19 protein-coding genes are annotated in these 19,697 nt (G+C 70.2%); 8 read left to right on the top strand and 11 right to left on the bottom strand.

What is annotated here, in order from left to right; genetic code table 11:
• From G7B67_RS13540 to G7B67_RS11690, 3 genes are all read right to left on the bottom strand, one after another.
• Positions 1-551, bottom strand: a 551-nt coding sequence (locus tag G7B67_RS13540; RefSeq protein WP_279304002.1) for an ESPR-type extended signal peptide-containing protein, incomplete at its 3' end; no start/stop codon positions are given.
• Between the two features lie 80 nt (positions 552-631).
• On the bottom strand, positions 632-1,441 hold the full coding sequence (locus G7B67_RS11695) for a sulfotransferase family protein (protein ID WP_166212619.1): 810 nt from the start codon (positions 1,439-1,441) through the stop codon (positions 632-634).
• A 343-nt stretch (positions 1,442-1,784) separates the two neighbouring features.
• Entirely contained in the window at positions 1,785-2,093 is a 309-nt protein-coding gene (locus G7B67_RS11690; RefSeq protein WP_166212617.1) for a hypothetical protein, read from the bottom strand.
• Positions 2,094-2,362: 269 nt separating this feature from the next.
• Here G7B67_RS11690 and G7B67_RS11685 point away from each other — a divergent pair, with 269 nt between their 5' ends.
• The 3 genes from G7B67_RS11685 to G7B67_RS11675 all read left to right on the top strand — a co-directional run bounded on the left by G7B67_RS11685 (position 2,363) and on the right by G7B67_RS11675 (position 4,702).
• On the top strand, positions 2,363-2,761 hold the full coding sequence (locus tag G7B67_RS11685; protein WP_166212614.1) for an EF-hand domain-containing protein: 399 nt from the start codon (positions 2,363-2,365) through the stop codon (positions 2,759-2,761).
• Between the two features lie 180 nt (positions 2,762-2,941).
• A complete protein-coding gene (locus tag G7B67_RS11680; RefSeq protein ID WP_243412357.1) occupies positions 2,942-3,310 on the top strand; it encodes an RcnB family protein in 369 nt (122 codons plus the stop codon).
• Between the two features lie 204 nt (positions 3,311-3,514).
• Complete coding sequence (locus tag G7B67_RS11675) at positions 3,515-4,702, top strand: mechanosensitive ion channel family protein (protein ID WP_425482442.1); 1,188 nt, start codon at positions 3,515-3,517, stop codon at positions 4,700-4,702.
• 25 nt (positions 4,703-4,727) lie between these two features.
• On the opposite strand, the gene G7B67_RS11670 is transcribed toward G7B67_RS11675, so the two are convergent.
• From G7B67_RS11670 to G7B67_RS11645, 6 genes are all read right to left on the bottom strand, one after another.
• Complete coding sequence (locus G7B67_RS11670; RefSeq protein WP_166212611.1) at positions 4,728-5,045, bottom strand: PilZ domain-containing protein; 318 nt, start codon at positions 5,043-5,045, stop codon at positions 4,728-4,730.
• Positions 5,046-5,093: 48 nt separating this feature from the next.
• Positions 5,094-5,501 carry a hypothetical protein gene (locus G7B67_RS11665; RefSeq protein ID WP_166212608.1) on the bottom strand — a complete coding sequence of 136 codons (408 nt, stop codon included), beginning with the start codon at positions 5,499-5,501 and terminating at the stop codon, positions 5,094-5,096.
• Positions 5,502-5,578: 77 nt separating this feature from the next.
• Positions 5,579-8,872, bottom strand: coding sequence for an ankyrin repeat domain-containing protein (locus tag G7B67_RS11660; RefSeq protein ID WP_166212605.1), 3,294 nt, complete (start codon positions 8,870-8,872; stop codon positions 5,579-5,581).
• Positions 8,865-9,149, bottom strand: coding sequence for a YcgL domain-containing protein (locus G7B67_RS11655; protein ID WP_166212602.1), 285 nt, complete (start codon positions 9,147-9,149; stop codon positions 8,865-8,867). Before G7B67_RS11655 ends, G7B67_RS11660 begins: the two co-directional genes overlap by 8 nt.
• Positions 9,150-9,251: 102 nt before the next feature.
• Positions 9,252-10,265: a cytochrome d ubiquinol oxidase subunit II gene (gene cydB / locus G7B67_RS11650; RefSeq protein WP_166212599.1), complete on the bottom strand. Its 1,014-nt coding sequence runs from the start codon at positions 10,263-10,265 to the stop codon at positions 9,252-9,254.
• Positions 10,262-11,716, bottom strand: coding sequence for a cytochrome ubiquinol oxidase subunit I (locus G7B67_RS11645; protein ID WP_243412358.1), 1,455 nt, complete (start codon positions 11,714-11,716; stop codon positions 10,262-10,264). The genes cydB and G7B67_RS11645 overlap by 4 nt, the downstream gene beginning before the upstream one ends.
• 165 nt (positions 11,717-11,881) lie before the next feature.
• On the opposite strand from G7B67_RS11645, the gene G7B67_RS11640 reads away from it, so the two are divergent.
• Together G7B67_RS11640 and hemF are read left to right on the top strand one after the other, a co-directional pair.
• Complete coding sequence (locus tag G7B67_RS11640; RefSeq protein WP_166212593.1) at positions 11,882-14,311, top strand: S9 family peptidase; 2,430 nt, start codon at positions 11,882-11,884, stop codon at positions 14,309-14,311.
• 143 nt (positions 14,312-14,454) lie between these two features.
• Positions 14,455-15,366 (top strand): oxygen-dependent coproporphyrinogen oxidase, encoded by a 912-nt coding sequence (gene hemF / locus G7B67_RS11635; RefSeq protein WP_166212590.1) that lies wholly within the window; start codon positions 14,455-14,457, stop codon positions 15,364-15,366.
• Between the two features lie 10 nt (positions 15,367-15,376).
• On the opposite strand, the gene G7B67_RS11630 is transcribed toward hemF, so the two are convergent.
• Positions 15,377-15,904, bottom strand: coding sequence for a DUF421 domain-containing protein (locus G7B67_RS11630; protein WP_166212587.1), 528 nt, complete (start codon positions 15,902-15,904; stop codon positions 15,377-15,379).
• A gap of 164 nt (positions 15,905-16,068) precedes the next feature.
• On the opposite strand from G7B67_RS11630, the gene G7B67_RS11625 reads away from it, so the two are divergent.
• The 3 genes from G7B67_RS11625 to G7B67_RS11615 all read left to right on the top strand — a co-directional run bounded on the left by G7B67_RS11625 (position 16,069) and on the right by G7B67_RS11615 (position 18,377).
• On the top strand, positions 16,069-16,266 hold the full coding sequence (locus tag G7B67_RS11625; RefSeq protein WP_166212584.1) for a hypothetical protein: 198 nt from the start codon (positions 16,069-16,071) through the stop codon (positions 16,264-16,266).
• A 121-nt stretch (positions 16,267-16,387) separates the two neighbouring features.
• Entirely contained in the window at positions 16,388-17,329 is a 942-nt protein-coding gene (locus G7B67_RS11620; protein ID WP_243412356.1) for a CsgG/HfaB family protein, read from the top strand.
• Positions 17,330-17,396: 67 nt separating this feature from the next.
• The gene (locus tag G7B67_RS11615; protein WP_166212578.1) at positions 17,397-18,377 is read left to right on the top strand and encodes an MBL fold metallo-hydrolase; all 981 of its coding nucleotides are present in this window, start codon (positions 17,397-17,399) and stop codon (positions 18,375-18,377) included.
• Positions 18,378-18,493: 116 nt separating this feature from the next.
• Here G7B67_RS11615 and G7B67_RS11610 read toward each other — a convergent pair whose 3' ends face one another.
• The gene (locus G7B67_RS11610) at positions 18,494-19,657 is read right to left on the bottom strand and encodes a D-alanyl-D-alanine carboxypeptidase family protein (RefSeq protein WP_166212575.1); all 1,164 of its coding nucleotides are present in this window, start codon (positions 19,655-19,657) and stop codon (positions 18,494-18,496) included.
• Positions 19,658-19,697: the final 40 nt, after the last annotated feature.

Here is a 19,697-nt window from a genome sequence, read left to right as displayed (position 1 = left end):
TCCAGCCCCCTGCCCTCCCGCCCCGCCCGCTCCGCGCCCTCGCCGCCGCGGCCGCCGCCAACGTCGTGCTGCGACCCGCCGCCGCCGCCGCCGCCGCCGCTGCCCTGGGTGCCCACGCCACCACCCGTACCGCCGGCGCCGGGCAGGTATGCGGGGCCCGCCGCGCCGCCACTGCCGTTGGCACCCTGTCCGGCCGAGCCGCCGGAGTACGCCGCTCCACCGCCGCCGCCGTTGTTGGCATAGGTTCCCGACCCGACGGAGCCGGCGCCGCCCGCTCCCCCGACCCCGCCAGAGCTGCCTGCGCCGCCCGCGCCGCCATCGGTCCCGCAAAGATGGGCCGCATCGGGGACACAGGTGACCGCGGCCGCCGCGGGCAAGGCGACGCTTGCCAGGCCGGTCGCCAGCAACAGTGCGCAGGCCTGCGAGAGACGATGCGGGCGTAGGCTGCGGCGCGGGTCGCTACGGCCACCCGGAGTCGACGTGGCGATTTCGGAGACGACCTGGATGACGCCCAGGGCGCGGTTGAAGACGAGGCGGTAGACGTGGTTCACGGTGGATCCCCTGTGGCGAACGGTGCGTGGAGCTGGACACGCGGAGGCCGGCAGCCGGCACCGCGAAGGAAAGGATGGCGTCAGACGATGCGTAGCCCTGCCGGCCGGCGCGCGGGATCGCGCCAGAAGGCGTCGTGTGCGAAACGCTGGAACAGGTCCGGCGGCAACAACGTCACCCGCGGTTGCGCTTTCACCGCCCCGCGCACGCGATGCAGGTTGGGCGTGCCCAGGCGGCGGTCGAAGGCGTCGGCCTCGTAGCGCACATCGTCGAAGTCGTGCGCGTAAGGCGTTTCGCCAAGGAAGTCGTAGATCGCCCCCATGGCCCGGTCCGGATCGCTGGACAGCGTTTCGTACTGGACCAGCAGCAGCTGGCCGGCGTGTTCGCCGAAACAGGCTTCCTTGAGGGCGTCGAAGGGATAACCGACCTGCCCATCGGCGCTGGCAAGCTGGTTGAGCCGCGTATAGACGGTGCCGTTGGGGTTGAAGTTGAACAGCCACGACGGACTGAACGGACTGGCGCGCACCAGCCGCTCGAAGCTGTCGAAGATCCACGGCAGGTCGCGCACGCAGGCGATGACTTTCGCTTCCGGAAACAGCTGCGCCAGTGCCGGCAGCCGCGTGCACCAGCCGCGGCTGGTATCGAAGATGACCGGCTTGTCGACGTCGGCGTAATAGCTGTCGAACACCCCGCGCAGCACGCGCTGGCGCTTGTCGTCATCGAGGAAGGGTGCGAACTCGCTGCGCTCGCTCATCTCGCCCAGCAGCGCGCCGAACAGCCCGGCCAGCGGCCCCGACACCCCGGCGTGGAAACGCGGGTTCTGCGCAAGCAGCGCGGACAGAAGCGTCGATCCCGAGCGTGGAAGGCCCGAGATGAAATGGAGTTGTCGCACCAAGCCCCCCTGGTGTGCCTCGCGGACGCGAACTTGCATCGCGCGAACGGGACAAGGCTAACACCTTATTCCCGCAGCGGCATTTGCCGTCAGCATCGATCGCATGCACATCGATCCACCTGGCTCGTTCAGGATCGGGCCGATGACGGCGATGCGTGGACGTGTCGCTGCCGGCAATCCGCACGTCCATCGCAGCGCATCAAGAAACAGTTGTCGGGCCTCGTGAGGATTTGAAGCCGGCCAATTGGCCCCGGCGCGACTGCCGGGAGATGGTCCGCCGTGGAGGCAATCACCGACGCGGCAAGCACGAGCGCCCGCGTGTGATCGGCCCGGTCCCGCGATCTCAGGTGCGCGGCGGTACGCGGTCGACCGCGCTCGACACATCACCGGCGTCGTGGTCGATGCTGTCGTCGAATCCGTTTCGCACGCCCTTGCTGCGGCGATCGCGCAGATGGTCCTCCATCGATTCGCCGCGATCGGACAAGCCGATGTTGTCGACCGCGTCTTCCACCCGCTCATCGTCCGCCGGTTGGCGCAGCCCCTGGTGCTTGCCGCTGGCAAGGCCCGCGGCCAGCGATGCCGTGCCCGCCGCCATGCGGCTGCTTGCGGCGGGGGAGGTATTGCCGTCGTTGCTGGTGCCGCTCGGGGTCATCGCATCCTCCGTGGGGTCGGTGGGCGGGCGTGTCGCGCCCGGACGACGACGTTCGCACGGCGCGCGTCAGCATGGCGGCAAGGCAGCGGTGGCCGGGAACGGGCGGGTGCTGCCGCACCCGTCGCATTCGATGCCGCCGGTGGACCCGACGAGGCGACACCGGCGTCACGGCCGCCGGCCAACACTACCGCTGCACCGTGCGCTCGTCCCAATCGACGGCGCATCGAGCCCGAACCTTCGCCACGCATCGTCCAACCGAGGAACAGGTCATGAAGCAGCAGCTGGTGTCGCGCGCGGTGTCCGGCTTGACCGTGGCGCTGGTGATCGGCATCGCCGCTGCCAGCACCTTCGCGCATGACGGCCAGCGCAGCAGGCCAGGGGACAAGGCGGCATCCATGCTCGCAAAGGTGGACGGCAACCACGATGGCCGGATCTCCGCCGCCGAGCACGCCGCGTACGCGCAGGCCCTGTTCGCGCGCATGGATGCCGACCACGATGGCATGGTCAGCCAGGCCGAACTGGACGCGGGCATGCGCACGATGCATGGCACTTACGGCCGCAGCGGCGCCACCCCGGGCCATCAACCTCCCGCGGCCAGCGACGCGACCCGTCCCCGGGATGTGGCCGCCGACGACGCGCCCGCCGCGCCGCCATCCTCGACTCCGTAGTGGCCGGACGGGCGCCTGGCGCAGGCGCGGCCGCGCCATGCGCTGGTGGCGAAGGGCGAGCCACGCCGCGAGCTGAACGGCATCCGTGGACATGATCCGCGTCGCATCCCTGTTCATGCAGCCGCGCCTAGGATCATCCCCGTCCCGCGGCCCGGCCCGCGCCACACCGAAGGCACCGCCATGAAACGCCTGCTGCTTGCCACTTCCCTTGCCCTGATGATGCTGTCCTCCACCGCCGTGCTGGCGGCGCCCGGTCATGGCGGCCACGGCGACCACGGCCGCTCCTCGCACGACGACTGGCGCCACGGCAACGACCATCGCTGGCGCGGTGCGCACGACAATGGCCGCCACGTCGGCGAATACCGCCGCTTCCGCCGCGGCGAACGCGTGCCGGTGATCTACATGCAGCCGCGTTACTACGTCAACGACTGGCGCGCCTACCACCTCGCACCGCCGCCCCGCGGCTATCGCTGGGTGCGGCCAGTGGATGGCCACTTCCTGCTCGTCGCCGCCACCACCGGGTTGATCTACGAGATGCTCGGATACTGAGCGCCGGTTGATGGCGCGGTCGATCGCGACCACACGAGTCCCGCTTCGGCGGGGCTCGTGCGTTTTGCGGTGGTGCGCGCCTGTGCCAAGGCGCGGTGGCAGGCGCGCGCATTGGCCGTGGCGCTTGGCACCCACCGGGCCTCCCTGCACGCGGCATTGCCGGCGCTGCGCGTAGCGTGGCCGTTCCACCACCGGAGTACGCCGTTGGGATCCTGGCCGGCGCAGGCACAGACATGGGTATTGGCGGCATGGCCGCTGTTGGCGGCGCTGCTGCTGGGGTGGCTGCTGTATCGCGCCATGCGCGCGATCGCTGGCCATGATGGCCGCAGCCTGCGTGCGCGCGTGCTGCTGGTGGTCGCGATGCCGGCCGCGGCGGCGCTGTCGCTGTTCTTCCTCAGCATCGCGGTCGCCGGCATGCCATTGCGCGACGCGTGGATCGGCCGCATCCAGCACTGGCTCGGCGTCGGCGGGTGGCTGTGCCTGACCTGGCTGGCGGTACGCGCGATCGGCGCGATCGAGCGCCGCATCCTGCGCGAACATCCGCTGGACATGGCCGACAACCTGCGCGCGCGACGCGTGCAGACCCAGGCGCGCGTACTCGGCCGGGTTGCCCAGGTGACGATCGCGCTGGTCGGGATTTCGGTTGCGCTGATGACCTTTCCCGCGATCCGCCAGGTCGGCACCACGCTGCTGGCTTCGGCCGGCGTGCTCGGGCTGGTCGCCGGCATCGCCGCGCGCCCGGTCTTCGGCAACCTCATCGCCGGGTTGCAGCTGGCGCTGACCCAGCCGATCCGGCTGGACGACGTCGTCATCGTCGACGACGAATGGGGCCGGGTGGAGGAAATCACCAGCACCTACATCGTGCTGCGGATCTGGGACGAGCGGCGGATGGTCGTGCCGCTGCAGTGGTTCATCGAAAACCCGTTCCAGAACTGGACGCGCACGACCGCACAGCTGCTGGGAACGGTGCTGTTGTGGCTGGATTACCGCACGTCGCTGGCGCAGTTGCGCGATGAGCTGCAGCGCATCTGCAGAGAGGATCCGCGCTGGGACCGGCGCGTGTGCGTGGCCCAGGTCACCGACACCGACCAGCGGTCGATGCAGGTGCGCCTGCTGGTGAGCGCCGCCAATTCCGGCGACCTGTTCGACCTGCGCTGCGCGGTCCGCGAGCGGATGATCGATTTCATCGCCCGCCGCCACCCGCACGCGCTGCCGCACCTGCGTGCGGACCTGACCCGGGGCAACGACGCCCAGATCCGCATGCCCGGGCCGGCCGCCGCGCATACCGCCGCGACTTCGTCGCCGAGCGCCGAAGACGTCAACGCCGCCGATCTCGCCGCGGCGGCGGCGCGTGCCGCGCCAGCGCCGGGCGCCTGCGCTCCGCCGCCATGACGCTGCGGCTGCCGGCGCGTCGGAGTTACAACGGCCGGCCCAGCCCTTCGAGCAGCGCGCGCACGCTGTCGTCCTGGACGGGATCGAATTCCACGCCCAGGTGGTCCATGCCGACCCGCGCCACGCGCGCCTTCAGCATCAGCGGGGTCGGCGAATCGGCGAGGAACAGGATCTTCAGCGGCGCCCCCGCGACAGGGACCCAGTCCGACGGCAACGCCACGCAGGCGCCGCCCTCGGAGATGTCCAGGATGCGGGTGTCGTGGCCGTGGCCATTGGGGGTGACGATCACCGCACTCGAAATCGGCTGGCGCCGGAACCGGCGTTGCTCGGTCGTGGTTTCCATGCGGTCCATGCTAGCGCCAAGGCGCGCGAACGTCGCGTCACGCGGCCGCTAGCGCGCCGCCCGCAGCGGCATCGGCTGGACATCGACGCCGGCGTCGCCATAGCGCAACCAGCGCTCGGCCTGGCGCTCGTCGTCGAACGTCCGCGCGGTAAATCCCGCGGCATTTGCGTAGATCTCGCAGTATTCCGCCTGGCCCACGCCACGCGGTTTGGCGTGTGCAATGCGGACGTGTTCCAGCCCGCTGCCGACCATCGATTCGACCAGCGCCAGCCACTGTTCGGGCGCGAGTTCGTCGCCTTCGAGTTCGTCGACGACCAGCAATCGGCGCAGGTGCAGTTGCGCGTTGCGCTGCGCGATCTGCTGCCAGTAGCCGAGGGTGGATTCCAGCGTGCGATCGCCGTCGACGTGGGCGCGAAGGCCGCCGGGACCGTGTGGAGAAAAGTCGATTCGGTACATGGCGCCCACCCCCCGGTGGCTTGCGCCCCTTGTAGGAGCGGGAATGTAAACGCCGCGTCAAGGAAGCGGGCGACTCGTCAGCGCGGCTCGCGCAGGAACCGTGCCATGGAAACGCCGGCGGTCGGCGGCAGGAATTCACCGGCAACGTCGACGAACCCGCGCATCACCGCGATCTCGCGCGGGGTGCGGTTGATGGTGTCGCGCAGGCCGGGATCGCAGCCGGCCCGCAGCAGCCGCTGGGTCGTGCGCAGCAGGCCGTGCAACGCGGCCAGATGGAGCGGGCCGAATCCGCGCGCATCCTGGGCATCCAGGGCAACGTCTTCGTCCAGCAGGCGCTCGACGCCGGTGAGCACCACCTCTTCGTCGCACGCCGTCCCGGGTTCGGCGCGTGCGCCGAGCAGCAGCAGCAATGGAGTGACGTTGCCGGCGGCCGTGTCGGCGTCGGCACCGGCCAGCAGCAACGTGTCGAGCAGCGCCATCAGCCGTGGCCGCTCGCGCGCGGTGAAGCCGAACAGGCAGGCGCAATGCAGTGGCGTCAGCCCCTGTGCATCCTGCGCCTGGATGTTGGCACCGGCCGTCAGCAGGCGCGCGCACAGGTCCGGCAGGCCCAGTGCCGCAGCCAGCATCAGCACGGTGACGTCGCCGGGCAGGCGCTGCTCCAGGCCGGCGCCGGCCTCGAGCAGGCGATCGACGATCTCGCCGTGGCGCATGCTGACCGCGGCCGACAGCGGCGTGGCGCCGGTGTGCGCGGCGCGCTGCGGATCCGCGCCGCGGGCCAGCAGCAAGTCGACCGTCGCCCGATGGCCGCCACCGGCGGCGCGCAACAGCGCCGTGCAGCCCTGTGCATCGACGGTATCGACGGCGAATCCGAGGTCCAGCAGGCGTCGCACCGCGTCGGCGTCGCCGACGATCGCGGCAGCCGGCAGGTCCGCCGGCTGCAAAGCGCGTCCGGGCAACGGCCAGCCCCGCCAGTCGAGCCAGTCGGCAAGGTCGCGGCGCCCGGCCGAGAGCGCCACCCCCAGCGGTGTCTGCCCGTCGGCCGCGCGCGTCAGCGGCGACGCGCCCTGCGCCACCAGCAGCTTGAGCATCTCGTCGCGGCCAAGCGCGGCGGCCAGGTGCAGCGCGCTCACGCCATGGCTGTCGCGCGCATCCAGGTCGACTCCGATCGCAACCAGGCGCAGCGCCAGCCGCGACCAGCCCAGGCGCACCGCCAGTGCCAGCGGCGGATCGCCGGGCGGCGAATGTCCAAACGGATCGGCGCCGCGTTCGAGCAGGGCCAGCGCGCAGCGTTCGTAGCCGCGCGCGGCCTGGTCGCCGGCCGCGCATGCGGCGAGGAACATCGCCAGTCCGCCGCGTCCGGCCGGCGATACGGCGTGTTCGAGCAGCGCCTGCACGCCGGGCAGTCCGGCCGGGCCGCGGGCGAGCAGCGCGAACATCGCCGAGTCGGCCAACGCCGCGCCCGGATGCGGCCGCTCGCGCGCATCGGCGTCGGCGCCGCGGGCCAGCAACCAGTGCACGCGTGGCGCGGAGGCCAGCGGCTCGTCGGGGTCGACCAGCAGGCGGCCCAGTTCCCGTGGCGAGAGCAGGCGCACCAGCGGGTCGAGCCCGGTGAACGGAGGTTCGCGCAGGCCATCGTGCAGCAGCGACAGTGGGCTGCGATCGGGCGTCGGTGCCTGCGCGCCGTCGTCGGTGACGCGGGTCGGCAGCGGATAGCCGGGATCCAGCGCGGCAACCAGCGTCCAGCGGCCGGCTTCGGCGGCCAGGTCGGCCGCGGCCTTGCCGTCGCCATCGACGGCATTGGGATCCACGCCAAGCTCCAGCAGGCGCTGCACCAGCGCCAGCGAAGGCGCCTCGGCGCACACGGCGAGGTGGAGCGCGTTGCGCCCCTGGGTATCGACGACTCCCAAGCGCGCGCCCGCCGATGCCAGGGTCTCCACCAGCACCAGGTGCGCTCCGCGCGCGGCATCGAGCAGTGGCGTGCGCCCGGCGGTGTCGTGCGCCTGCGGATCGGCGCCGGCAGCGAGCAGCGCATCCAGCGCTTCGCCATTGCCGGCCAGCGCGGCCTCGTGCAGCGCGCTGCGGCCGTGGGCGTCGCGCGCATCGACCTTGGCCTTGTGCTTGAGCAGCAGTTGCACGCCGGCGGCGTCGTCCTCGTCGCTGCCGGCGGCGGCGAGCAGGGCCGGCGTCGCGCCCGCCGGTTCGGGCTTGGCGCCGCGCTCGAGCAGGAACCGCGCCAGCCGCCAGTTGCCGGCCGCGCAGGCCATGCCCAGCGGGGTGACGCCCTCGGTGTTGAGTACGTCGAGTTCGGCGGCCGCATCGCGCAGCAGCGCGGCGACGCCGGGATCGGAACTGCGCGCGGCGTGATGCAGCGGTGTATTGCCGTCGGCATCGCTGGCGCGCGGATCGGCGCCATTGGCGAGCAACGTCATCACCGCTTCGGGGCGCCCGTGCCAGCTGTCGCGGGTAGCCGCCAGCAGCGGCGTCATCCCCGCGTGCGCGGCATTGACGTCGACGCCGGCGCCGATCAACGCGCGCAGCAGGCGCAGGTCAGGCAGCACCGCCGCGAGCACAGGCAGGCTGCGCTGGTCGCGATCCGCCACCGGCGGCAAGGCATGCGGATCGGCGCCGGCGTCGAGCAGCGCCAGCGCGCGATCCACGCGGCCGCCACGCGCGGCGGCGTACAGGCCGGCAACGAGGTTGCCAACGGCGATCGCCGGTGCCTCGTCCTGCGCAGGCGTTTCATCCAGGGTGTCGAACAGGCCAGCCAGGGTCGGCAAGGCCTCCGCGGGCGCCATCGCCTGCATCGCCCAATGCAGCGCCGGCCACGCGAACACCATCCCAATGGCAAGCGCCCAGCGCGCCGGCGCCAGCAGCAGGTCCGGCCAGGCCAGCGCGATGATCGCCGCGAGCGACAGCGCCGCCAGCGTGGCGAAACCCAGCCCGCGCCAGGCACCGGCCTGCAGCAGCGACAGCGCGCGCCACTGGTCGGACAGGCGGCCGCCATCGGCCTCCAGGCCATGCCACAGCGGCCACGTCCGCCACAGCGCGATCAGCGTCAGCGCGACCGCGGCACTGGCGACGACCACGTGGCCCAGCGTCGGCGCCTGTCGCAGCGCGCCCAGCGGCCAGGCCGCCAGCGCGCCGGCGAGGAGCAGTCCGGCCCCCCACAACCACGCCAGCGCCAGCCCATCGCGACGCAGTCGCGAACGCAGGTGGCGACCGCGCGCGCCGCGCACGGCCAGCGCGAACGCCGGTTGCGCCAGCCAGCCCGCCAGCAGGGTGAGCACGCCGCCCTGCCCAGCCAGCAGCGCCAGCACGACGCCCAGCCCCGCGGGCACCAGCCAGCGCCGATGCGCCTGCGCGTCAGGCATCGGTGCCCCAGTCGTCGGACATGGGGTCGTGGACCGACGGATCCCCGGCGAGCGCCGGCATCTGCAGGTGGAAACCGCGGCTGGCGAGATTGCCGCGGACGACGCCGGCATCGGCGCGCGCGAGCTGGCGCCCGGGCGTGAGTTCGACGTCGAGCACGAACTGCAGGCGGCCGAGGCGATCGGGCACCGGTGCAGGCAGGCGGGTGAAATCGTCGCGCCCGGCGAGGAACACGTAGGTGTCGGCCTTTTTCAGGCTTTTGTAGACGTAGGCGTGCATGCGGGCCGCGCGGGAAGCATCCGCACAGCATACCCGCAGGCCCCGCGGCCGCGAATGGCGCGAGCGCCTTCCAACCGGGTTTGCGCCGTTCAGCGAGGCGCGTCAGTGATACCCCGAATCGGCCGCGACCTTGCCGCTGAACACGCGGTAGGACCAGAACGTGTAGCCCAGGATCGCCGGCAGCAGGATCACGATGCCGACACCGAGGAAGATCTGCGAGGACGGCGGCGAAGCGGCATCCCAGATGCTCATCGTCGGCGGGATGATGTTGGGCCAGATGCCGAGCACCAGGCCGGCGAAACCCAGCGCGAAGAACGTCAGCGTCAGCACGAACGGCGCCACGTCGCGCCCCTGCCGCATCGACGCGCGCCACAGCGCGAAGGCATTGGCCAGTGCCAGCAGCGGCACCGGCGCCAGCCACCAGAAATGCCCGCTGTCGAACCAGCGCGCCATGATCCGCGAGTCCAGGAACGGCAGCCACGCGCTGACCAGGCCCATGAACGCGACCACCACCAGCACCAGCGGCCGCGTCAGGTTGCGCGCGACGCGCTGCATGTCGTTTTCGGTTTTCAGGATCAGCCAGGTCGATCCGAGCAGGGCATAGCCGAACACCAACGCCACCCCGGTGAGCATCGAGAACGGGCTGAACCAGGCGAACGCGCCGTGCACATACTTGCCGCCCTGCAGCGGCATGCCTTCGACCAGCGCACCGAGGATCAGCCCCTGCGCGAACGCGGTGAACATCGAGCCCAGCGCGAACGCCGCGCCCCACGCCGGCTTGGCGCGGGTGGCCTTGAAGCGGAACTCGAACGCCACGCCGCGGAAGATCAGCGCCACCAGCATCAGCAGCACGGGAAGGTAAAGCGTCGACAGCAGCAGTGCGTAGGCCTTCGGGAATGCGGCGAGCAGGCCCGCGCCACCGAGCACCAGCCAGGTTTCGTTGCCGTCCCAGATCGGCGCGGCGGTATTCATCATGTGGTCGAGCTGGTGCTCGTCCTCGGCGAACGGCGCGAGGATGCCGATACCGAGCACGAAGCCGTCGAGCAGCACGTACATCAGCACGCCGAAGCCGATCACGCCGAACCACAGCACCGGCAGCACGGTCGCGAGCGTCATGAGCGTGCCTCCCGGGGACCTGCGTGTGCGTCGGGCGGATCGGGATCGGTGCTTTCATCGGGCATCGACAACGGCCGCGCCGGCGTCTTCTCGCCGCCCTGGGTGTCCTTGGGCGGCTGTCGCACCGGGCCCGCGCGCATCAGCTTGAGGATGTACCAGATGCCGGCGCCGAAGATGATCGCGTACACCACCGCGTACACCAGCAGCGAGGCGAGCACGCTGCCGGCGCCGATGTTGGGGCTGACCGCGTCGGCGGTGCGCAGCAATCCATAGATCACGTAGGGCTGGCGGCCGATCTCGTTGACATACCAGCCGGTGAGCAGGGCGATGAAGCCCGAGGGCAGCATCAGGTTCCAGCCCCACAGCAGCCAGCGCGAATCGAGCAGCTTCCCGCGCCACCACGCCCACAGCGACGCCAGCGCCAGCAGCAGCATCAACATGCCCAGGCCGACCATGATCCGGAACGAGAAGAACACCGGCGCCACCGGCGGGCGCTCGCTCGCCGGCACCGCGGTCAGCGGCTGGATCCCGCCGCCCCAGGTATGGGTCAGGATCAGGCTGCCCAGGCGCGGCACGCTGACTTCGTAGTCGTTGCGCTCCTGCTCCGGATTGGGAATGCCGAACAGCACCAGCGGCAGCCCCTTGCCGGCCTCCTCCGGGTGCCAGTGCGCCTCGATCGCGGCGAGCTTGGTCGGTTGGTATTTGCCGACTTCCAGCCCGTGCGCATCACCGACCGCGATCTGCAGCGGCACCGCGATCGCCGCGAACGCCACCGCCGCCTTCAGCATCCGCCCGGCCGCGACCGCGTGCACGCCGCGCCGCAGGTACCACGCGCTCACGCCGCCGATCACGAAGCAGGTGGTGATGAACGCCGCCAGCACCATGTGCGGCAGGCGGTAGAAGAACGACGGGTTGAAGATGATCGCCCACCAGTCGGCCGGTTCGAACACCGGGCCGCCGACCGCGTCGACCAGCGCATAACCCTGCGGCGTCTGCATCCAGCTGTTGGCGGAAATGATCCAGAAGGTGGAGAACAGCGTGCCCAGCGCGACCATGCAGGTGGCGAGGAAGTGCAGGCCGTCGGACACCTTCTTCCAGCCGAACAGCATGACGCCGAGGAAGGTCGCCTCGAGGAAGAACGCGGTCAGCACTTCGTAACTGAGCAACGGCCCGAGGATGTTGCCGGCGCGCGCGCTGAGGATCGACCAGTTGGTGCCGAACTGGAAACTCATCACGATCCCCGACACCACGCCCATGCCGAAGGACACGGCGAAGATCTTCAGCCAGAAGAAGTAGATGTCGCGCCACAGGTCCTCGCGCGTGCGCAGCCAGCGCCACTCGACGAAGGCCAGCCAGTGGGCCAGGCCAATGGTGAAGGCGGGGAACAGGATGTGGAACGAGATGACGAAACCGAACTGGATGCGCGAGAGCAGGAGCGGCGAGGAAAGCAGCGCATCCACGGGCGTCTCCGCGACGCGCGGGGGAGCGTCGGGCCCGTCATTGTGCGCCGACCGGGATGACGGTCGCAAAAAACGCCCCCGCGGGCATGACTTTGGCCGCATCCGCCGCCATCGGCGCGGCTGCTAGGCTGGGGGTTTCCCGTCTGGAACCCACCGATGCGCTCGACGCCACGCGCCCTTCCGCTTGTGTTGCCTGCGCTGCTGTTGTCGTCCTGGGCCTTCGCGCAGGCGCCGGCGCCTGCGCCATCGGCCGCCGCCCCGCTGACGTTGGCGCAAGTGATGGCCGATCCGGACTGGATCGGGCCGCCGGTCGAACAGGCGTGGTGGGCGTGGGACGGCCAGCGCGTGCAGTACCTGCTCAAGCGTCCCGGTGCGAGCATCCGCGATACCTGGCAGCAAGGGCTCGATGCCGGGGCTGCCGCCCCGACGCGGATCGACGGCGCCGATCGCGCATCGCTCGACGCCGCCGATCCGGTCTACGACGCCGCGCACGCGCGCATGGCGTTCGTGCGCAACGGCGATGTCTTCGTGCGCGACCTGCGTAGCGGCGCGCTGGCGCAGCTCACCCGCAGCGATGACGAGGAATCGCTACCGCAATGGAGCCGCGACGGCGGCCTGGTGTGGCGCGTGGGCAACGACTGGTATCGCTGGAGCGCGCGCGACGGTGTGCAGCAGGCGGCGGTGCTGAAGGCGGAAAAAGACCCCGACGCCAAGCCCAAGCCCGACGCGCTGCGCGAACACCAGCTGCGCTTGATGGAGACGCTGCGCAACGACAAGGCACGCCAGGATGCCGCGCAGGCGCAGCAGGCGCAGTGGCGCGCCAGCGACCCCACCCGCGCGCCGGCACCGGTGTACCTGGGCGACGACGTCGACATCGCCGACAGCGCGCTGTCACCCGACGGGCGCTGGCTGCTGGTGGTCACCACCGCCAAGGGCGCCGATGCCGGACAGGTACCCAAGCTTCCGCGCTATGTCACCGAATCGGGCTACATCGAGGACGAGGACGCGCGCACGCTGGTAGGCCGCAACCCGCCGTTGCCGCACACGCTGTGGCTGGCGGACATGTCGACCGGCAAGCTGCGCAAGCTCGGCTTCGACGCGCTGCCGGGGATCCAGGTCGATCCGCTGGCCGCGTTGCGCAAGGCCGCCGGCAAGGATGCGCTCAAGGGCGATCGCGACGTGCGCATCGAGACCGATGGCGACGGCAGCGGCCCGGCGATCCACTGGAGCGACGACAGCCGCGAGGTGGCGCTGCTGGTGCGCGCGGTCGACAACAAGGATCGCTGGATCGCGACGCTGTCGCCGTCCACGCTCGATGCCGCCGCACTGCAGTCGCGCGACCACCTGCACGACGACGCCTGGATCAACTGGAACTTCAACGATTTCGGCTGGCTCCCGGGCGCCGAGGGCGGGTCGACGCGGACGTTGTGGTTACTGTCCGAGCGGTCCGGCTATTCGCAGCTGTACCTGGACACCGACGGCAAGCAGCGCCAGCTCACGTCGGGGCGGTGGGAAGTCTCGCAGCCGCGGCCGTCGGCCGACGGCGCGCGCTTCTATTTCGTCTGCAACCGCGCGCGCCCCGGCGACTATGAAGTGTGTGCGGTCGACAGCCGCGGCGGCGCGGTGCGCGAGCTGACGGCGCTCGATGGCGTCGAGGATTTCGTGCCCTCGCCCGATGGCCGCCAGCTGCTGGTGCGGCATTCGGCGCCCTACCTGCCGCCGCAACTGGCGGTGGTGCCCGCCGATGGCGGCGCCGCGCTCGAACTGACCGACACCCGCACGCCGGCCTTCAAGGCGATGGCCTGGATCCAGCCGCAGTTCGTGCAGATCCCGAGCAGGCATGGCGCCGGCACCCTGTGGGCGAAGTACTACGCACCGGCGACGCTCGACGCCGGGCGGCGCTATCCGGTGGTGCTGTTCGTGCATGGCGCGGGCTACCTGCAGAACGTCAAGTCGCGTTATCCGGATTACTTCCGCGAGCAGATGTTCCACAACCTGCTGGTGCAGCACGGTTATCTCGTGCTGGACATCGACTACCGCGGCAGCGAAGGCTACGGCCGCGACTGGCGCACCGCCATCTACCGCGACATGGGCCATCCGGAACTGGAGGACTACCTCGACGGCCTGGACTGGATCGTCGCCAACCACCAGGCCGACCGCGCGCACGCCGGCATCTACGGCGGCAGCTACGGCGGCTTCATGACGCTGATGGCGCTGTTCCGCGAGCCGGGCGTGTTCAAGGCCGGCGCCGCGCTGCGGCCGGTATCGGACTGGACGCAGTACAACCACGAGTACACGTCCAACATCCTCAACACGCCCGAGCTGGATCCCGAGGCCTACAAACGCTCCTCGCCGATTGAATACGCCGCCGGACTGCAGGACCAGCTGCTGATCGCGCACGGCATGATCGACGACAACGTGCTGTTCAAGGATTCGGTGGACCTGACGCAACGCCTGATCGAACTGCGCAAGGACGGCTGGAGCATCGCCCCGTATCCGATGGAGCGCCACGGCTTCGTGCACCCGGACGCGTGGTACGACGAATACCGGCGGATCTACGAACTGTTCGAGGCGAACCTGAAGTAGGCGGCGCGACCATGGCGGCCGCGACGCATCCCTTCTCCCGCCCGCGGGAGAAGGTGCCGAAGGCGGATGAGGGGCTCTCGCCTTTCCAATGCCGACGCGCGACTGCCGCCGCGGCTGGCAAGCCCGCAAGCTACAATTTCGCGATGAGCGAACTCGACGCCGTGCGCGATTACCTGACCGGCCTACAGGACCGGATCTGCGCGAAGATCGAGGCGGCGGATGGTGTCGCCCGCTTCCATGAGGACGCCTGGACGCGCGCCGAAGGCGGTGGCGGGCGCACCCGGATCCTGCGCGACGGCGCGGTGTTCGAGCAGGCCGGCATCGGCTTTTCCGACGTCTCCGGCACGCAGCTGCCGCCATCGGCCAGCGTCGCAAGGCCGGAACTGGCCGGCGCGTCCTGGCGTGCGGTCGGCGTCTCGCTGGTCTTCCACCCGCGCAATCCGCACCTGCCCACCACGCATGCCAACGTGCGCCACTTCCGCGCCATGCGCGACGGCGAGACGGTCGCGTGGTGGTTCGGCGGCGGCTTCGACCTCACGCCGTTCTACCCCGTCGACGCCGACGTGCTGCACTGGCACCGCACCGCGCAGTCGCTTTGCGAGCCCTTCGGCGCGGCGCGCTACGAAGCGCACAAGCGCTGGTGCGACGAGTACTTCTTCATCCGCCATCGCAACGAGACCCGTGGCATCGGCGGCCTGTTCTTCGACGACCTGCACACTGACTTCGGGTCCGACTTCGCCTACCTGCGCGCGGTCGGCGACGGCTTCCTCGACGCCTACCTGCCGATCGTGGCGGCGCGCAAGGACACGCCGTTCGACGAGGGCCAGCGGCAGTTCCAGCTGTATCGCCGTGGCCGCTACGTCGAATTCAACCTGGTGTACGACCGCGGCACGCTGTTCGGCCTGCAGTCGGGCGGGCGCAGCGAGTCGATCCTGATGAGCCTGCCGCCGCAGGTGCGCTGGGAATACGGCTACCAGCCCGCGCCGGGCAGCGCCGAGGCGCGCCTGGGCGACTACCTGCGCCCGCGCGACTGGCTGCGGGAACTGGCGGGCTAGGCGAGTCCGCTCAGGTGCGCGTCCCCGGCGGCGGTTTCTTCACCGGGAAGCTGCCGGCCTTGCCGTCGTTCATGACGAAGCTGATCTTGCCGTTGGTTTCAAGCAACGCATAGGAGATCTGCGTGCATTCGCCGTTTTCGGCCTGGCGCAACGCTTCGTCGAAGTCCTCGCGGCTGACGTTTTCCCGACGCAGGACCGCGTCGAACACCTTGCCGTCGCGCGCCAGCAGCACCGGCACGCCTTCGATGATCTCCTGCACCCTGCGGTTGCGCGAGGCGATCCGGGCGACGAGGTAGTTCAGCCCGATCAGCACCATGCACAACACCATCGCGCCCGCAAGCGAGTTGTCGCCACCGTTCATGCCGTTCTGCACCGCGTTGCCGATCAGGATCAGCAGCACCATGTCGAAAGGCGTGAACTGCCCCACCGCGCGCTTGCCGGACAGGCGCAGCAGGATCATCACCATGAAATAGACCACCACCGCGCGCAGCGCGAACTCCCACCATGGCAGGCTCATGTGCATCAGGCTGTCGGACATCGGGTCCCCCTGGGGTCGGCAGCGCGCACGTTATCGCACCCGCGCCGGCCCGCGCGTGACCGTCTGCGGGGTGCGCCTGCCGGGGTGCCGGCCCGCCGCGGCGGGGGCGTGCCGGGCTAGCATGGCGCCATCGTCGCCGGCGCGGGCGACGCGGGACTGCATCCATGGCGACGTTGATCTGGGGCATGGTGTTCGGCTCGATCGGGCTGGGTTATTTCGTCTACGGAAAGCGCCAGGCGTCGCCGATGCCACTGGCCTGCGGCATCGCACTGATGGTCTTTCCGTACTTCGTTTCCAGCGCCTGGGCGACCGCACTGATCGGCGTGGTGCTCATGGCGATCCCCTACTTCGTCCGCTTCTGACCGGCGCCGCCGCGCGGACGCATGTCCTGCGAGGGCCTTTTCCTGCGTTCGATCCGCCATGGGCCGCCGGCCCACGCGTGCGTGGATGTCCGCCGCGCCCACGACGTCACGAGGAGTTTCCATGCCACGTCAGTCCCGTCTCCCGCTCGCAGCACTTGCCTGCGCGCTGGCCATCGCCCTCCCGCAGGCGCGCGCCGAATCCGCGCAGCAGCAGCGCGTCAACCAGACCGCGCAGATCCCGGTGTGCTCGCGCAACCTCGGCACGCTGGCGGTGATCGAGCCCGAAGGCAACTGGTGGAGCGGCGCGCAACTGCCGGCGCCGACCGCGGTGATCAAGCTGTTCGTCAGCCGCTCGCACTGCTTCACGCTGGTCGACCGCGGCAAGGGCATGGCGGCGATGAAGGCCGAGCGCGAACTTGCCTCCAGCGGCGACCTGCGCGGCGGTTCCAACATCGGCAAGGGCCAGATCAAGGCCGCGGACTACGTACTGGTGCCGGACCTCGTCTCGCAGAACAACAACTCCAGCGGCAACAACATCGGCGGCCTGCTGGGCGGGCTGGTCGGCAACCGCAATGTCGGCGCGCTGATCGGCGGAATCAACATCAAGCGCAAGACGGCCGACGTGATGCTTACCGTCACCGACGTGCGCTCGTCCGAACAGGTGGCGATGACCGAAGGCCACGCCAGCAAGACGGACCTGGGCTGGGGCGCGGGCGCTGGCGTGTTCTGGGGCGCCTTCGCCGGGGTCGGCGCCAGCGGCTATGCCAACACCGAGATCGGCCAGGTGATCACGCTGGCCTACCTGCAGGCCTACAACGACCTCGTCGGCCAGCTGGGAGGCCTGCCCGGCAACGCCTCGGCCGCGAACGTGCAGCAGGCGGTGTCGATGCAGAAACCCGGAAGGCTGTTCACCGCGCCCGACGGCAAGCACGTGGTCCGTCCACTCGACGTCGGCATGCTGCTCTATCCCACCGGCAACAAGCAGGGCGTGATGTGGGAAGTGGAGGACGAGCTCGGCAACAAGGGCTGGGTGTCGTCGCTGCTGTTCGGACTGGCGCGTTGACGATCGGTGCGGCGTCGACCGCCGCGGTTCCCCGATTTACCACTGCGCAGAGAGGACGACCATGGCCATGAACTACCGCTTCGTCGGAGTGCTCCTGTTCGGCCTGTGCAGTGCAGGCGGCGCGCACGCCGCCGGGCCGCAGATCACCGTGACCCTGCTTGGCACCGGTTCGCCGGCGCCGGTGATGAACCGCTTCGGCCCCAGCACGCTGGTGGAGGCTGGCGGCCAGCGGTTCGTGTTCGACGCCGGGCGCGGTGCATTGCAGCGGCTGCGCCAGGCCGGCGTGCGCTGGCAGGACGTCGACGGCGTGTTCCTGACCCACCTGCACTCCGATCATCTCGTCGGCTTCCCCGACCTGTGGCTCACGGGCTGGTTCCAGGGGCCGCAGCGCGATCGTCCACTCCGCGTCTGGGGGCCACCAGGCACGCAACGCATGCTCGGCCTGCTGCGCCGGGCCTTCGCGGTCGAAATCCAGGCGCGCATCGCCGATGGCGCCAAGGCGGAGGGCGCCGTCCTGATTGCGCACGAGATCCGCGAGGGCCAGGTCTATGCGCACGATGGCGTACGCATCAGCGCATTCGCCGTCGACCATCCACCCCTGCGGTACGCCTTCGGTTACCGCGTGGACTACGGCGGCCGTTCCGTGGTGCTCTCCGGCGACACGCGCCATTCGGAAAACCTCGTCCGGCACGCAACCGGAGTGGACCTGCTGATCCACGAGGTGGCCTCGCCCGAGACGTTCGCCCGCGCCGGCCTGTCTGCCGAGCGTTCGCGGCCCGTGCTGGCCCACCACGTGACGCCGCAGGTCGCGGGCGAGGTATTCCGCAGGACGCATCCGAGGCTGGCCGTCTATTCGCACATCGTCCAACCCAGCGCGACCGAGGCCGACCTGTTGCCGGCAACGCGCACGATCTATGACGGCCCGGTGGTGCTCGGCGAGGACCTGATGGTGATCGTGGTGGGCGACCAGGTGCAGGTGCATGCGGCGCAGGCAGCGCCGGCGCTCGATGCGGCACCCGGCCAGGCACCCCCACGGCAGGCTCCATAGCGGGTAGGCCGATCCTGCAGCCGGCCCCCAACAACAAGGCGCCTGGGTTGCGAGTGCGTACGAAAAAGCCGGCTTTCGCCGGCTTTTTCAGCAACCCTTGCGATGCCGGGCGGCAGCTAGACCGTGTCCCACCAGATCCAGAATTCGTCCCACAGGCGCTTGAAGAAACCGCCCTGCTCGACCGCCTCGAGCGCGACCAGCGGACGCTGCGCGACCACCTTGCCGTCCAGGGTGACCTTCACCATCCCGATCTTCTGGCCCTTGGCGATCGGCGCGACCAGCATCTTGGGCACTTCCATCGCCGGCTTGAGCTGGCTGTACTTGCCGCGCGGCATGCTCACCAGCAGCGGCTGGGCGAGGCCCAGCTGCACCTCGTCGACGGCACCCTTGCGCACTTTCTGCTTCGCGATCGCCTTGCCCGCGTCGTAGAGCTTGTGGGTCTCGAAGAAGCGGAAACCCCAGTTGAGCAGCGCCTGGCTGTCGACCGCGCGCTGGTTCTCGCTGGTGTCGCCCAGCACCACCGTGATCAGCCGCTGGTCGCCACGCTTGGCCGACGCCATCAGGCAGTAGCCGGCGTTGCTGGTGTGGCCGGTCTTGATGCCGTCGACCGAGGGATCGCGCCAAAGCAACACGTTGCGGTTGGGCTGGGTGATCGGCCCGACGGTGAACTCCTTGATCTTGTTGTACGAGTACGCGACCGGGAAGTCGCGGATCAGCGCCTGCCCAAGCCGCGCCAGGTCGTGTGCGGTCGAGTAATGACCCTCGGCCGAAAGCCCGTGCGGATTGACGAAGTGCGAATCCTTCATGCCGATGCGCGCGGCGTAGGCGTTCATCAGCGCGGCGAAGGACTCCTCGCTGCCGGCGACGTGCTCGGCCAGCGCGATCGCGGCATCGTTGCCGGACTGCACCACCATGCCCTTTTCCATCTCCACCAGCGGCGCGGTCTGGTTGACCGGGAAGCCGCTGTAACTGCCCTCGGTGCCGGCGCCGCCTTCGCGCCAGGCGTGCTCGGTCATCATCACCGGATCGTCGGCGTGGACCTTGCCGGCGGCCATTTCCGCGGCGATCACGTACGACGTCATGACCTTGGTGATGCTGGCCGGCTCGTGGCGCTGGTCGTAGTTTTCGCCGGCCAGGACCTGGCCGGTGGCGTAATCCATCACGATCCAGGCCGCCGCGGTCTTGGGCGCCGGTGGCGGCGGGATCGGCAGCGCGTCGCTCAGCGCGGCCGGGCGCGGCGTCGCCGACGCCGGCTGTGGCAGCGCCGGCGCCTGTGCCATCGGATCGGGAGAGCAGAGGTCTGAAGTCCAGTCAGCGAGG

The sequence above is a fragment of the Cognatiluteimonas telluris genome (assembly GCF_011320095.1).
GTDB classification, from domain to species: Bacteria; Pseudomonadota; Gammaproteobacteria; order Xanthomonadales; family Xanthomonadaceae; genus Cognatiluteimonas; species Cognatiluteimonas telluris.
Note: the sequence above shows the minus strand (reverse complement) of the source record. Positions and strands in the feature narration are given on the sequence as shown.